At 63.3% G+C, this 14,549-nt stretch carries 8 protein-coding genes and 1 pseudogene; 8 read left to right on the top strand and 1 reads right to left on the bottom strand.

Translation table 11 applies throughout. The annotated features are described in order from the left end of the window. Positions 1 to 206: 206 nt before the first annotated feature. From ACSQ3Y_RS14980 to ACSQ3Y_RS14945, 8 genes and pseudogenes are all read left to right on the top strand, one after another. A pseudogene (locus tag ACSQ3Y_RS14980) lies at positions 207 to 3,152 on the top strand (nitrate/nitrite transporter). A 44-nt stretch (positions 3,153 to 3,196) separates the two neighbouring features. Further along, positions 3,197 to 7,015: a nitrate reductase subunit alpha gene (locus ACSQ3Y_RS14975; protein WP_436177865.1), complete on the top strand. Its 3,819-nt coding sequence runs from the start codon at positions 3,197 to 3,199 to the stop codon at positions 7,013 to 7,015. A 76-nt stretch (positions 7,016 to 7,091) separates the two neighbouring features. Then, positions 7,092 to 8,624 (top strand): nitrate reductase subunit beta, encoded by a 1,533-nt coding sequence (narH, locus tag ACSQ3Y_RS14970; protein ID WP_057202789.1) that lies wholly within the window; start codon positions 7,092 to 7,094, stop codon positions 8,622 to 8,624. Position 8,625: 1 nt separating this feature from the next. After that, positions 8,626 to 9,339 carry a nitrate reductase molybdenum cofactor assembly chaperone gene (gene narJ / locus ACSQ3Y_RS14965; RefSeq protein ID WP_436177864.1) on the top strand — a complete coding sequence of 238 codons (714 nt, stop codon included), beginning with the start codon at positions 8,626 to 8,628 and terminating at the stop codon, positions 9,337 to 9,339. Continuing rightward, positions 9,336 to 10,067 (top strand): respiratory nitrate reductase subunit gamma, encoded by a 732-nt coding sequence (gene narI, locus ACSQ3Y_RS14960; RefSeq protein ID WP_057202788.1) that lies wholly within the window; start codon positions 9,336 to 9,338, stop codon positions 10,065 to 10,067. The genes narJ and narI overlap by 4 nt, the downstream gene beginning before the upstream one ends. Positions 10,068 to 10,091: 24 nt before the next feature. Further along, complete coding sequence (locus ACSQ3Y_RS14955) at positions 10,092 to 10,943, top strand: peptidylprolyl isomerase (RefSeq protein WP_057202787.1); 852 nt, start codon at positions 10,092 to 10,094, stop codon at positions 10,941 to 10,943. Beyond that, on the top strand, positions 10,940 to 11,638 hold the full coding sequence (locus ACSQ3Y_RS14950; protein WP_057202786.1) for a carbonic anhydrase: 699 nt from the start codon (positions 10,940 to 10,942) through the stop codon (positions 11,636 to 11,638). The genes ACSQ3Y_RS14955 and ACSQ3Y_RS14950 overlap by 4 nt, the downstream gene beginning before the upstream one ends. A 169-nt stretch (positions 11,639 to 11,807) precedes the next feature. Then, positions 11,808 to 12,212 (top strand): hypothetical protein, encoded by a 405-nt coding sequence (locus ACSQ3Y_RS14945; protein ID WP_057202785.1) that lies wholly within the window; start codon positions 11,808 to 11,810, stop codon positions 12,210 to 12,212. Between the two features lie 300 nt (positions 12,213 to 12,512). Here ACSQ3Y_RS14945 and ACSQ3Y_RS14940 read toward each other — a convergent pair whose 3' ends face one another. Continuing rightward, positions 12,513 to 14,501, bottom strand: coding sequence for a hypothetical protein (locus tag ACSQ3Y_RS14940; protein ID WP_436177863.1), 1,989 nt, complete (start codon positions 14,499 to 14,501; stop codon positions 12,513 to 12,515). Positions 14,502 to 14,549: the final 48 nt, after the last annotated feature.

Here is a 14,549-nt window from a genome sequence, read left to right as displayed (position 1 = left end):
GTGCCGCCCAGCTCGCTCGCGGTGGATGTCGGCAGCGCGTAGGGCAATAACGCTCTCGCGCATTGATCCAGGTCAACCGGCGGCCACAAACCGGTTGAGGTAGTTCTTCTGTACGCCCTGAGTCCTCCCACCATCGTTCTTCAGAGCCGCCCTGGCCACCCAGGTGACGGATAGCCACCAGCGTGCCCATCGCCGACAGTCTTGCCATGCCCCGCGTGGAGAAAGACAACATGGCCTCTGAATTGAACAACGACAAAAAAGCTTGGTCGGTGCTGATCGTCAGCACCCTGGCGTTCACCGTGTGCTTCATGGTCTGGATGATGTTCGGCGTCATAGGCATCCCGATCAAGAAGGCGCTCGACCTCAACTCCACCCAGTTCGGCCTGCTCATGGCCACACCAGTGCTCACTGGCTCGCTGGTGCGAGTGCCCCTGGGCATTTGGACCGACCGCTTTGGTGGCCGCATCGTGATGGCCCTGCTCATGGCCATCACCGTGCCGGCAATCTGGCTCATGAGCTACGCCACCGCCTACTGGCACTTCCTCACCATCGGCCTGTTCGTGGGTCTCGCGGGCGGTTCGTTCTCGGTCGGCACGCCCTATGTGGCGCGCTGGTTCCCCAAGCACCGCCAGGGCATGGCCATGGGCGTGTACGGCGCGGGCAACTCGGGCGCGGCGGTCAACAAGTTCGTGGCCCCGGTGCTGCTGGTCGCCTTCGGCTGGACCATGGTGCCGCAGGTGTACGCGGCCATCATGCTGGGCACGGTGGTGCTGTTCTGGCTGTTCACCCACAGCAACCCCGACCACCTGGTGCCAAGCAACGTGTCCTTCATGGATCAGCTCAAGGCGCTGAAAGACCCCAAGGTGCTCAAGTACTGCCAGTATTACAGCATCGTCTTCGGCGGCTACGTGGCGCTCTCGCTGTGGATGGTGCAGTACTACGTGGGCGAGTTCGGTCTGGACATCCGCGTGGCCGCGCTGCTGGCGGCCTGCTTCTCGCTGCCCGGTGGCGTGTTGCGCGCGGTGGGCGGCGTGATGTCGGACAAGTTCGGCGCGCACAAGGTCACCTGGTGGGTACTGTGGGTGAGCTGGATCTGCCTGTTTCTGCTGTCTTACCCGCAGACCGATTTCACAGTGGCAACGGTGGATGGCCCCAAGACCTTCCACATCGGCCTCAACGTGTACCTCTTTACCGCGCTGATGTTCATCCTGGGCATCGCCTGGGCCTTCGGCAAGGCCAGCGTCTTCAAGTACATCAGCGACGACTACCCGAAGAACATCGGCGCCATCAGCGGCATCGTGGGACTGGCCGGTGGCCTGGGAGGCTTCGTGCTGCCCATCCTTTTCGGCGTGTTGATGGACCTCACCGGCATCCGATCGAGCGCATTCATGTTGATGTACGGCGTAGTGTGGGTCTCGCTCATCTGGATGTACTGGACCGAGGTGCGCAAGACCGAAGTCATGGGCGCCAACGCCAAACCCTTTTCCCTTCAGAACTGACGCTCCGCGTTGCTTGCCACTCTCATGAACAACACATCCAAAGTCGAACCTGACATCGTCGATTGGCGCCCGGAAGACCAGACCTTCTGGAACGCCACCGGCAAGCGCATCGCCTACCGCAACCTCTGGATTTCCGTGCCGGCCCTGCTGTGCGGCTTCGCCGTCTGGGGCATGTGGGGAATCATCACGGTACAGATGCTCAACCTGGGCTTTCCCTTCACCCAGGCCGAGCTGTTCACGCTTACCGCCATCTCCGGCATCTCGGGCGCCACCATGCGCATCCCGGCGTCCTTCCTGGTGCGGCTGGCCGGTGGGCGCAACACCATCTTCCTCACCACGGCGATGCTGCTGGCACCGGCCATCGGCACCGGCTTTGCGCTGCAGCACCCCGAGTGGCCGCTGTGGTCGTTCCAACTGCTGGCGCTGTGGTCCGGCGTGGGTGGGGGCAACTTCGCCTCCAGCATGTCCAACATCAGCACCTTCTTTCCCAAGCGGCTGCAGGGTACGGCCCTGGGCCTGAACGCCGGCCTGGGCAACTTCGGCGTGACCACGATGCAGATCGTCATCCCGCTGGTGATGACGCTGCCCTTGCTGGGCGCCTTCGGTGGTGAGTCGATGACGCTGGTGAAGGACAGCGGCTGGATCTTCGGCAAGATCGCCGCCGGCACGCCCACCTGGATCCAGAACGCTGGCTTCGCCTGGGTGATCTCGCTCGTGCCACTGTCGATCCTGGCGTGGTTCGGCATGGACAACCTGAAGTCCGTGTCGCCCGACGCCGGTCACCCCATCGCCGCGTTCGCCAAAGTCACCTACCTCTACACCCTGGCCTTCATCCCGGCCATCTTCATGCTCTGGCTGTATCTGCCGGCCCCCACCGGGCTGGGCATCCTGAACATGTGGATCGCCATCCCGCTGGACATCATCCTCGCGCTGCTCATGATGCGCGTGGCCGCCTTCGGTGCCATGAAGGAGAACGTGGCAAAGCAGTTCGCCATCTTCCGCAACAAGCACACCTGGTCGCTCACCGCGCTCTACATCGTCACTTTCGGCTCCTTCATCGGTTTCTCGATGGTGCTGCCGTTGGCCATCACGGTGATCTTCGGCTTCCAGCACGTGGCGGACGCCGCCGGTGTGATGACTCACACGCTGAAAAATCCGAACGCACCCTCGGCCTTGACCTATGCCTGGATCGGTCCTTTCGTCGGTGCCGCGGTGCGGCCCATCGGTGGCTGGATCTCCGACAAGGTCGGCGGCTCCATCGTCACGCAGGTCATCTCGGCGGTGATGGTGCTCGCTTCCGCCGCGGTGGGCTACGTGATGATGCAGGCCTACACCTCGGCCACACCCGAGCAGTACTTCCCCGCCTTCATCGGCCTGTTCATCGTGCTGTTCTTTGCCAGCGGCATCGGCAACGGCTCGACCTTCCGCACCATCGGCGTCATTTTCGACCGCCAGCAGGCCGGCCCCGTGCTGGGCTGGACCTCGGCCGTGGCCGCCTACGGCGCCTTCATCGCCCCGGTGGTTATCGGCGCGCAGATCAAGGCCGGAACCCCGCAGTTCGCCATGTACGGCTTCGCCATTTTTTATGCCGTCTGCCTGGTCTTGAACTGGTGGTTCTACCTGCGCAAGGGCGCAGAGATCAAGAACCCCTGACCCCGCGCACCTCAGATGCCACGCCCCCATTTCCGGAGACATTCATGAGCCATTTTCTCGACCGCCTTTCCTACTTCTCGCTGCCGCGCGAAAACTTCTCGGGCAACCACGGCCATACCACCGGCGAAGACCGGACCTGGGAAGACGCCTACCGCAACCGCTGGGCGCACGACAAGATCGTGCGCAGCACCCACGGCGTGAACTGCACCGGCTCGTGCTCGTGGAAGATATACGTCAAGGGCGGCATCGTCACCTGGGAAACCCAGCAGACCGACTACCCGCGCACACGCTGGGACATGCCCAACCACGAGCCCCGCGGCTGCGCGCGCGGGGCGTCCTACAGCTGGTACCTCTACAGCGCCAACCGCGTGAAATACCCCATGGTGCGCGGGCGCCTGCTGGAGCGCTGGCGTGCCGCGCTCAGCGTTGCCAAGACCCCGGTGGACGCCTGGGCCACCATCGTCGAGAACCCCGAAGCCCGTCGCGACTACCAGCAGGTGCGTGGCATGGGCGGCTTCGTGCGCAGCACCTGGGACGAAGTCAACCAGCTGATCGCCGCAGCCAACGTCTACACCATCAAGCAGCACGGACCCGATCGCATCATTGGCTTCAGCCCCATCCCGGCCATGAGCATGGTGAGCTACGCCGCCGGTTCGCGTTACCTCTCGCTCATCGGCGGCGTGTGCATGAGCTTCTACGACTGGTACTGCGACCTGCCGCCGGCCAGCCCGCAGGTCTGGGGCGAGCAGACCGACGTGCCCGAATCGGCCGACTGGTACAACAGCTCGTTCATCATCGCCTGGGGGTCCAACGTACCGCAGACGCGCACACCCGATGCCCACTTCTTCACCGAGGTGCGCTACAAGGGCGCCAAGACGGTGGCAGTGACACCCGACTACTCCGAGGTGGCCAAGCTCTCCGACCTCTGGCTGCACCCCAAGCAGGGTACAGATGCAGCACTCGCCATGGCCATGGGCCACGTGGTGCTGAAGAACTTCTATTTTCCCGATGACGGCAAGCCACGCAGCAGCTACTTCGACGACTACGCGCGCCGCTACACCGACCTACCACTGCTCGTGATGCTCAAGGAACACGTGTTGGCAGACGGCACCAATACCCTTGTGCCCGACCGCTACCTGCGTGCCAGCGATTTCAACGGCCAGCTCGGCCAGCAGAACAACCCGGAGTGGAAAACCGTCGCCTTCGATACCGATGGCAAGGCCGTGTTGCCCAACGGCTCGATCGGTTTCCGCTGGGGCGAAGCCGGCCGCAGCGACGAGGGCAAGTGGAATCTGCAGGCCAAGGAAGCGCGCAGCGACACAGATGTGAAGCTCAAGCTCTCGGTGATCGAAGACGGCGAGCAGGGCACCCAGGTGGTGAACGTGGCCTTCCCCTACTTCGGTGGCGAGGCCTCCCCGCACTTCACCGCGAACGCGCAGAACGGCAGCATCAACCACGCACGCGTGCCGGCGGTGCGCCTGCGCCTGGGCAAGACCGGCGAAGAGCGCCACGCCATGGTGGCCACCGTGTTCGACCTGCAAGTCGCGCAGTACGGCATCGACCGTGGTCTGGGCAGTGGCGCCAAGAACTTCGATGACAACGCCGCCTACACGCCGGCCTGGCAGGAAAGCATCACCGGCGTGCCGCGCGACCAGGTGATCACCGTCGCGCAGCAATTTGCGGACAACGCCGACAAGACGCACGGCAAGTCGATGGTGATCATCGGCGCGGCCATGAACCACTGGTACCACGCCGACATGAACTACCGCGGCGTGATCAACCTGCTGATGATGTGCGGCTGCATCGGCCAAAGCGGGGGCGGCTGGGCGCACTACGTGGGCCAGGAAAAGCTGCGCCCGCAGACCGGCTGGTTGCCCTTGGCCTTTGCCACCGACTGGGCACGCCCGCCGCGCCAGATGAACAGCACCAGCTTCTTCTATGCGCACACCGACCAGTGGCGCTACGAGAAGCTTGGCATGGAGGAGATCGTGAGCCCGCTGGCCGACAAGGCCGCGTTCAGTGGCAGCATGATCGACTTCAACGTCCGCGCCGAGCGCATGGGCTGGTTGCCCAGTGCCCCTCAGCTCAAGACCAACCCGCTGCAGGTGGTGAAAGACGCCACCGCCGCCGGGCTTGATGCCAAGGACTATGTGGTGCGAGCGCTGAAAGACGGCACACTGGCCATGAGCTGCGAAGATCCGGACGCGCCGCAGAACTGGCCGCGCAACATGTTCGTGTGGCGCAGCAATCTGTTGGGCTCCAGCGGCAAGGGCCACGAGTATTTCTGCAAGCACCTGCTGGGCACCGAGAACGGTGTGCAGGGAAAAGACCTGGGCAAGGACGAAGCGAAGCCCCAAGAGGTGGTGTGGCACGAACACGCACCGAAAGGCAAGCTGGACCTGCTGGTCACGCTCGACTTCCGCATGAGCACCACCTGCATGTACTCCGACGTGGTGCTGCCCACCGCCAGCTGGTATGAGAAGAACGACCTCAACACCAGCGACATGCACCCCTTCATCCACCCGCTCTCGGCGGCGGTTGACCCGGTGTGGCAAAGCCGCAGCGACTGGGAGATCTACAAGGGCTTTGCGAAAGCCTTCAGCGAAGTCTGCGTGGGCCACCTGGGTGTGGAAAAAGAAGTGGTGCTGACACCCATCATGCACGACACCCCCGGCGAACTCGCGCAGCCGTTTGAGGTGAAGGAATGGCGCAAGGGCCACTGTGAACTCATCCCCGGCAAGACCGCGCCGCAGATCACCGTGGTCGAGCGCGACTACCCCAACACCTTCAAACGCTTCACGGCGCTGGGCCCCTTGCTCGACAAGCTGGGCAATGGCGGCAAGGGCATCGGCTGGAAAACCGGCACCGAGGTGGAACAGCTCGGCCAGCTCAACGGCACCACAATGGACGAAGGCGTGACCAAGGGCATGCCGAAGATCGTGACCGACATCGACGCCTGCGAAGTCATCCTGCAGCTTGCCCCCGAGACCAACGGCCACGTGGCGGTGAAGGCCTGGGAAGCGCTTGGCAAACAGACCGGCATCGACCACACCCACCTGGCGATCCACCGCGAGGACGAGAAGATCCGCTTTCGCGACATCCAGGCGCAGCCGCGCAAGATCATCAGCAGCCCCACCTGGAGCGGCATCGAGAGCGAGACGGTGAGCTACAACGCCGGCTACACCAATGTGCACGAACTCATTCCATGGCGCACCCTCACCGGCCGCCAGCAGTTCTACCAGGACCACCCCTGGATGATTGCCTTTGGTGAAGGCCTGGGCAGCTACCGCCCGCCGGTGGACATGAAGGCGACCTCCGGCATTCACAACATCAAGTCCAACGGCAACGCGGAGATCGTGCTGAACTTCATCACGCCGCACCAGAAGTGGGGCATCCACTCGACCTACAGCGACAACCTGATGATGCTCACCCTCAACCGGGGCGGCACCGTGGTCTGGCTCAGCGAAGACGACGCCAAGAGTGCCGGCATCGAGGACAACGACTGGGTCGAGCTGTTCAACATCAACGGCGCGGTGGCCGCGCGTGCGGTGGTGAGCCAGCGTGTGAACCCGGGCATGGTGATGATGTACCACTCGCAGGAAAAAATCATCAACACCCCGGGCTCGGAGATCACCGGCGTGCGCGGCGGCATCCACAACTCCGTCACGCGCATCGTGCTCAAGCCGACCCACATGATCGGCGGCTACGCGCAGCTCAGCTACGGCTTCAACTACTACGGAACGATCGGCACCAACCGCGACGAGTTCGTCGTGGTTCGGAAGATGGACAAGGTGGACTGGCTCGACACACCGGCCGACGACCATCTCATCCGCGCGTATCAGTCAGAAGGAGAGAATCCATGAACCCCCACGCTCACGTTCGTTCGCTGCCCCCGATGGGGACGCATGCCTGCCTTGAGGCAGCTCTGCTGGAGGCATCATGAAGATCCGCGCCCAAATCGGCATGGTGCTCAACCTGGACAAGTGCATCGGTTGCCACACCTGTTCGGTCACTTGCAAGAACGTCTGGACCAACCGCCCCGGGGTGGAATACGCCTGGTTCAACAACGTCGAGACCAAGCCCGGCATCGGCTACCCGAAAGAGTGGGAGAACCAGGAGAAGTGGCAGGGCGGCTGGACGCGCCGCGCCGACGGCTCCATCGTGCCCAAGCAGGGGGGCAAATGGCAACTGCTGATGAAGATCTTCGCCAACCCCCACATGCCGGAGATCGACGACTACTACGAACCGTTCACTTTCGACTACGACCACCTGCAGTCGGCCCCCGAGATGAAGAACACGCCGACCGCCCGCCCGCGCAGCCTTATCACGGGCAAGCGGATGGAGAAGATCGAGTGGGGCCCGAACTGGGAAGAAATCCTGGGCGGCGAGTTTGCCAAACGCAGCAAGGATGCCAATTTCAACGGCTTCGAAGCCGCGCAGAAGGCCATGGTGGGTGAGTTCGAGAACACCTTCATGATGTACCTGCCGCGCCTGTGCGAGCACTGCCTGAACCCGGCCTGCGTGGCTTCGTGCCCGTCGGGATCGATCTACAAGCGCGAGGAAGACGGCATCGTGCTGATCGACCAGGACAAGTGCCGCGGCTGGCGCATGTGCGTGAGCGGCTGCCCCTACAAGAAGATCTACTACAACTGGAAGAGCGGCAAGGCCGAGAAGTGCATCTTCTGCTACCCGCGCATCGAGGCCGGCCAGCCCACCGTGTGCAGCGAGACCTGCGTGGGCCGCATCCGCTACCTGGGCGTGCTGCTGTACGACGCGGACCGCATCCAGGAGGCGGCGAGCGTGCCCAACGAGATGGACCTCTACAAGGCGCAGATCGACCTGTTCCTGGACCCGCACGACCCGGTGGTGATTGCGCAGGCGCGCGCCGATGGCATCCCCGAGAACTGGCTGGAGGCCGCGCGCCACAGCCCGGTCTACAAGATGGCCGTGGACTGGAAGGTGGCGCTGCCACTGCACCCCGAGTACCGCACGCTTCCCATGGTCTGGTACGTACCACCACTTTCGCCCATCACCGCCGCGGCCAACGCTGGTCACCTGGGCGGTAACGGCGAGATTCCGGACGTGAGCCAACTGCGCATCCCGGTGAAGTACCTCGCCAACCTGCTGACCGCCGGTGACACCGTGCCGGTGGTGCGCGCGCTTGAACGCATGCTGGCCATGCGCAGCTACCAGCGTGCCAAACACGTGGACGGCGTCATCAACCAGGACGTGCTCGATCAGGTGCAGCTCAGCGTGCGCGAGGTCGAGGACATGTACCAGACCATGGCGATTGCCAACTACGAGGACCGCTTCGTGATTCCCACCACCCACCGCGAATACGCCGAGAACACCTTCAACATCAAGGGCGGCTGCGGCTTCACGTTTGGCAACGGCTGCTCGGAAGGGCAGACCGAAACCAGCCTGTTTGGTAGCGAGAAAAAACGAACGATTCCAATCAAGGCAGGGGTCTGACATGGGCCTGTTCTCCACCACTCCCAAGCCCGCCGTGCACACACTGCGTGTTCTCGCCCATCTGCTGCGTTACCCCACCGCGGAGCTGCGCGAGCACGCCGGTGAACTGCGCGCCGCGTTGCGCGCCGAAGCCGCTTTGCCTGCCACACGCCTGGCCGAACTGGATGCGCTGCTGGTACACCTGAGTCAGCAACCTGCGCTCGACGTCGAGGCCGCTTACGTCGAGCTTTTCGACCGCGGTCGCAGCACTGCGCTGCACCTGTTCGAACACGTGCTCGGCGATTCACGCGACAGGGGCCCGGCGATGATCGACCTGATCCAGACCTACGAGAAGGCAGGCCTCTTCTTCGGCCCAGCCGAGCTGCCCGACCACCTGAGCGTGTTGCTCGAATTCGCCTCCACCCAGCCCGCTGCGGTGGCGCGCGAGTTCCTCGGCGAAAGCGCGCACATCGTGCGCGTGATCTTCAGCGCGCTGCTCAAGCGCCAGAGCCCGTACGCCAGCGTGCTGGCCGCAGTGCTTGAGATAGCTAGCGAGAAAGCCGAGGCCGTGCCAGTTGCGGCCGACCCCGGTATTGACGAGAGCTGGGCCGAACCTGCGGTGTTCGGAGGCTGCTCCACCGAAGGTCAGGCCCGACCCGGCCAGCCGCAACCCATCCGCATCGTGAAAGCGGCCACCAGTCGTCATACCCCCCCACCACCAGGAGCACAGGCATGACCTCACTGCACCACTTCCTCTTTGGCGTCTATCCCTACATCTGCCTGGCTGTGTTCTTCATGGGCAGCCTGGCCAGGTTTGACCGCGACCAGTACACCTGGAAAAGCGATTCTTCGCAGCTGCTGCGCAAGGGCCAGCTGCGCTGGGGCAGCAACCTGTTCCACGTCGGCATCCTGTTCCTGTTCTTCGGCCACGCCGTGGGCTTGCTCACGCCGCATTTTTTCTACGAAGGCTTCATGGATGCCGCGTTCAAGCAGCGCATGGCCATCTACGCGGGCGGTACCGCCGGTGCGATCTGCTTCGTGGGCTTGTCGATGCTGCTGCACCGGCGCATCTTCGACCCGCGCATCCGCCTGACCAGCCACCGCACCGACATCGCCATTCTGGTGATTCTTTGGGTGCAACTCACGCTGGGCCTGATCACACTGCCGTACTCCTATTCGCACGCCGATGGCAGCGCCATGCTGGTGCTGGCGGAGTGGGCGCAGCGCATCGTCACCTTCCGCCCCGACGCGTCCGCGCTGGTCAACATGGACTGGCCCTACAAGGTACACCTGGTGCTGGGCATGACGATCTTCCTGCTGTTCCCGTTTTCGCGCCTGGTGCATGTGTGGAGCGGCTTCGCGAGCGTTGCCTACCTGGTGCGGCCTTACCAGGTGGTGCGCAGCCGCCGCCTGGGCGTGCCGGTCAACCCGACCAACCCGGCCCATCCTTCCAAGCCCCGCTGATCCAACCTACCCCCGGGAGCACCCATGAGCCAAGACCTTTCCACATCTTCGGGCTGCGGCAGCAGCGCCTGCGCCTGCAAAGGCCCTGAGGTCGCTGCGGCCCCGGTCGAGATCGCCAGCATCAACGGCATCCACCTGCACCACGCCGGTGAGGTGCTGGGCGAGCAGACCCTGCGCGAACGCGCCTGCACCGAGCTGCTACGCCAGCAGGCGGTTAGCGCCGGCCTGCTGCCGCGATTCACGGGTTTGAACGCGCCCGAGCCGGATGACGACATGCGCCGCGCAATCGAGGCCCTGCTCGAAGCCGAGGTGCATTCGCCCGAGCCGGGCCTTGAGGAATGCCGGCGCCACTACGAGGCTCACAAGCCGCGTTTTGTGGTGGGCCAGGCACTGCATGTGCGGCATATCCTGTTTGCGGTCACGCCGGGTGTGCCGGTGAACGCGCTGGCCCAGCGCGCCGAAGCCGCGCTGCTGGAACTATCGCGCCAGGGGGTGTCGATCAATCGTTTTGCGCAGCTTGCGACCGAGCTCTCCAACTGCCCGTCGAGCGCCCAGGGCGGCGACCTCGGCTGGATCACTCCGCAGGAATGCGCGCCTGAACTGGCCAAGGCGCTGTTCCTGCAGAACGACGCCATCCAGGCCCTGGGCCTGCACCCGCGCCTGGTGCACAGCCGCTTCGGCCTGCACATCGTCGAGGTGCTCGAACGCGAGGCGGGGCGCCTGCCCGAGTTCGCCGAGCTGCAGGCGCAAATCGGAGCGCGGCTGGCCCTTCAGTCGCAGGCCACGGCGCTGCGCCAGTATATGCAGCTGCTGGTGGGTCAAGCAGACGTTGAAGGCGTGGAATTGGAAGGGGCGGACACCCCTCTTGTTCAATGAGCGAGGCCGCCGCAAGCGCATCAGCAGACGAGCTGCTGTTGCGCCTTCGGCATTTCCGCTCCGACTATTTTCCGCGCAATCAGCAGCGCTTTCAGGACCTGGTAGCCGAAGGCCAGCACCCCAAGACGCTGTTTATCGGCTGCTCGGACTCGCGACTTGTACCCTACTTGCTCACCGGGGCTGGCCCGGGTGAACTCTTCATAGTGCGCAACGTGGGCGCGCTGGTTCCACCCCACGACCAGTCGCACGGACTCCATGGAACGATGGCCGCGATCGAGTTCGCCGTGCTCAGCCTGCACGTGGAGCGTATCGTGATCTGCGGCCACAGCCACTGTGGCGCGATCCGCACCGCCTACGAGGGAGCGCCCGACGAGGCGGTGGCCCTCACCGCGTGGCTCAAGCTGGTCGACGAGGCACTGCTGCCAGTGCAGCCGTGCGCAGAATCGATGCGCCGCACCGAGCAACGCGCGGTGGTGCTGCAGCTCGAACGCCTCATGGGCTACCCCATGGTGCGGCGCGAGGTCGAGGCCGGCCGGCTCACCCTGCACGGCTGGCACTACGTGATCGAAGACGGCGAGGTGCATGTATTTGACGCGCAGGAAGGTGATTTCGTCGCAGCCTCGGTAGCAACCAACAGCGGCACCGGGCCCTACCAACCCTATGTGGAATACGATGGACAAGTCATCAGTTTTTGAGACCGCCGAAGCTCATGGGGCGTGCGAATGAACACGGCACTGCGCATTCGACCGTCGCTTGCTGTGTTCTCGGCGGATACGACGGAGCGCGAGTGCTCACGCGCCACCGCCGACCTGATTCACGCGCGCCAGACCCTACAAACCCTCACTGTCAGAACCTGGATACACGATGACCATTCAAAATTTTGACGACCTGTTGAGCGCGGCACGCATGCAACCTCTACCGCAGCGGCTGCTGTTCGTGTTCGCAGGTGTCGAGCTGCCTGACGACGCCACGCCGGCCCAGCGGCTCGAATTCGAGCGGGGTGAAGGCGGCGCGCTGGTGCCTCAGATATGCGTGGACAAGGGGCTGGACGAGCTCCAATCTTTCGACCAACTGGTGCACGAAGCCGAGGCCTTTGGCAAACCCTGGGGCATGGTGTTCGCTGCCGCGCTTGCAGGCAAGCAGGGCCGCGAGCCTGGCAGCGCCGAGGCCGAGCAGCCGCTGCACGACATGGTGGAGGCGATCCGCCAGGGTAGGTTGGGCGCGTTCATTCCCTTTGACCCCCAAGGCCATGCCGTGGTCTTGAACTGAGATGGGCCGCTCAATGCCGTCGTCCGTTATCAGCCTGCCAGCTAACCTGCGATGGGTTCTGGCGGCCGCAGCAATATGTGCAGGTGCGCGGTTGGAACGAGGGCGTAGCCAGCGCCGTGCGTGACGTGATGCAGCCCTTCGGTCAGGGCCATGCCGCTGCACCGCGAGGACGCGAAATACCATGTATTCCTGACGTCCCCTGTCAATTTGAAACCGAATTGGTAGTCCTTCAGGGACTGAAGTTGAAGCACGCAGAGGGCTCAGCGGATCTCGCAGCACTCCGGCCTCTTTCACTGAAATCTAGTAACCCACGTCAAACTTGAGCCCGCCCTGCTTGCGCAGCCGCCGCAGCCAATAGGCGGCAGCCAGCAAAAGTGCCAACCCAATGACTACGTTGCGCTGCGTTGAACCGGGCGGACCATCGTAGCGTGCAGTAATCGTGTGTTCGCCAGCAGCCAATCGAACCTGCATTCGGCCATCCGGCAACAAATGCTCTTCGATGGTCGTTGCGGCCAACGCCAAACCATTCACATGCACTGACCAGCCTGGCAGGTAGATTTGCTGGATCACCACCACACCCGGACTTGCGCCTGCGAAGCGGTAGTTGAGCGCGTGCGGCGAATGCCCGGGCTCTGGGTGCCCCTGCCAATGCGGTGAGTCACTGGTCATCCAATTCAATGTGGACCGGTTTGAAAATAGGTCGATTCCTAAACGTTCAGTCAAGGCCGCCCGATGTCGCGCCAGTTGTGCTTCACATGGTTGACTGATAGGCGTGTATCGTGCCGTTTCGGGCGGATTTTTGGCGAATCTTGCCGGCAACCATTCCCCAACATCCAGCGTCGCCAACAACTTGTTGGGTTGGGCCAGGCCGGGATAGGTCTTGATGCAGTCGAGTTGCTCACCGGCAACGGGCTCTCCGAACCAGTGCATTGCGCGAAAGTCATGGAATTTCCATGCCGACCAGGTCAGCGCCAGCAGTGCGAGCGTCAAGCCCAGGCGCCGCAGGACCCAGTGGCGATTGCTGCCTTGCCAATAGCCAAGCGTGCAGACCACCTGTAGCGCGGGCGCAAACACCGCCAGCCGCCAGGGAAACTGCATCAATGAAAAGGGGTAAAGATGCCAGAACCAGCGGCCGGTCGGCAGCATGGCCAGAAAAAGCACCAGGTAGACCAGGCCTGCGGCGCGGATGAAAGGGTGTTCACGACCTTGCCAGGCACCCAACAATGCCAACGCCACAAAGGGGGCGGCCAGAAATGCCTGGTCGTTATTGAACAGTAGGCCAGACAGAGAGGCGACGTTGCGCCAGGGCTCAAAACCGCCGATCGCAGCGACATGGGCATTGACCAGAGGCTTGAGTTGCGCCACCGTGAGCCAATATGGCGAGGCCAGTGCCAGTGCCAGCAACAGGGCACCTGCCAGTTCAAAGACGCTGCGCACTCTGACCGCCAGCGGTGCCTGGTGCTCGGTACCGGCCAGCGTCAGCATACCCAGCAGAGCGACGACCAATGGCAAAAACAGTACTGCCATCGGGTGGCTATAAAAGCTTGCCGCAAGGACCAGTGTCAGTCCGCTCCAGCACAGCGCCCGTCCCCTCATACCGATTGTTGAGCGCGGCTCTGGCGCCAGCAGGCACCAACTCCAGTGCAGCACCCACGGCAACAGTTGAATAACCATCCATTCACTCAAATCACCGCGCTCATACAGGTTGATGTGAACATAGGGCGCCGCCTGAAACAACAACACGAGAGCCAGAGCGGAGAGGCGGTCCACAAAAGTCCGTGCAAGTCGGTATGCACCGAGCCCGCCAATGAGGCACAGCGTGCCCAGTGTCAGCAATTGACGCCATAGCAAGTCGTCAGTCAGTACGGCCAGCCAGCTGTTGAGGAAGAAATAACCGGGTTGATAAAAGACGAACTCGGGATAGCCGTATCCGGCATTGAAATCGGGTAGCCAGCGCGGATACCAAATGCCGGCGGCCATCGCCTCCTGAAAGTGGCTCGACAACACGGCGTAGCGGAAGTGCTCGGTAACGCCTGGCAGGACCGGGTTCAACAGGTTTGACCAAAGCGGCAGCAAGGACAGTGCGGGCAGTGCCGCCCAAACGCCAAGCGTCAGCCAGGTCCAACGCCTTGCAGGGGTGGCGCCAAACGCGCGGGCAACCGTTTGCTTGGCGCCCGAGCCAAGCGTGTGGAACAAGAGCATGCCTGCCATCACCCGCTGCGTTGCGTGGTGAGATTTCATCGACTCCGCCCCACGTGGGAGCCCTGCATTGCGTTCAGCTTCATTCATCGGACTTGATCAAGTGGCTGAGAATTTTAGGGCTTGGCTGCAGTCTTT

It is taken from the genome of Acidovorax sp. LjRoot66, assembly GCF_964253305.1.
GTDB lineage: Bacteria > Pseudomonadota > Gammaproteobacteria > Burkholderiales > Burkholderiaceae_C > Acidovorax.
The sequence above is the reverse complement of the archived record's forward strand: the minus strand, read 5'-3'. Positions and strand labels throughout refer to the sequence as shown.

Coding starts and splice junctions, on each gene's coding strand:
- ACSQ3Y_RS14975 (WP_436177865.1), top strand. CDS start 3,197: ATGAGCCATTTTCTCGACCGCCTTTCCTACTTCTCGCTGCCGCGCGAA.
- narH (WP_057202789.1), top strand. CDS start 7,092: ATGAAGATCCGCGCCCAAATCGGCATGGTGCTCAACCTGGACAAGTGC.
- narJ (WP_436177864.1), top strand. CDS start 8,626: ATGGGCCTGTTCTCCACCACTCCCAAGCCCGCCGTGCACACACTGCGT.
- narI (WP_057202788.1), top strand. CDS start 9,336: ATGACCTCACTGCACCACTTCCTCTTTGGCGTCTATCCCTACATCTGC.
- ACSQ3Y_RS14955 (WP_057202787.1), top strand. CDS start 10,092: ATGAGCCAAGACCTTTCCACATCTTCGGGCTGCGGCAGCAGCGCCTGC.
- ACSQ3Y_RS14950 (WP_057202786.1), top strand. CDS start 10,940: ATGAGCGAGGCCGCCGCAAGCGCATCAGCAGACGAGCTGCTGTTGCGC.
- ACSQ3Y_RS14945 (WP_057202785.1), top strand. CDS start 11,808: ATGACCATTCAAAATTTTGACGACCTGTTGAGCGCGGCACGCATGCAA.
- ACSQ3Y_RS14940 (WP_436177863.1), bottom strand. CDS start 14,501: ATGAATGAAGCTGAACGCAATGCAGGGCTCCCACGTGGGGCGGAGTCG.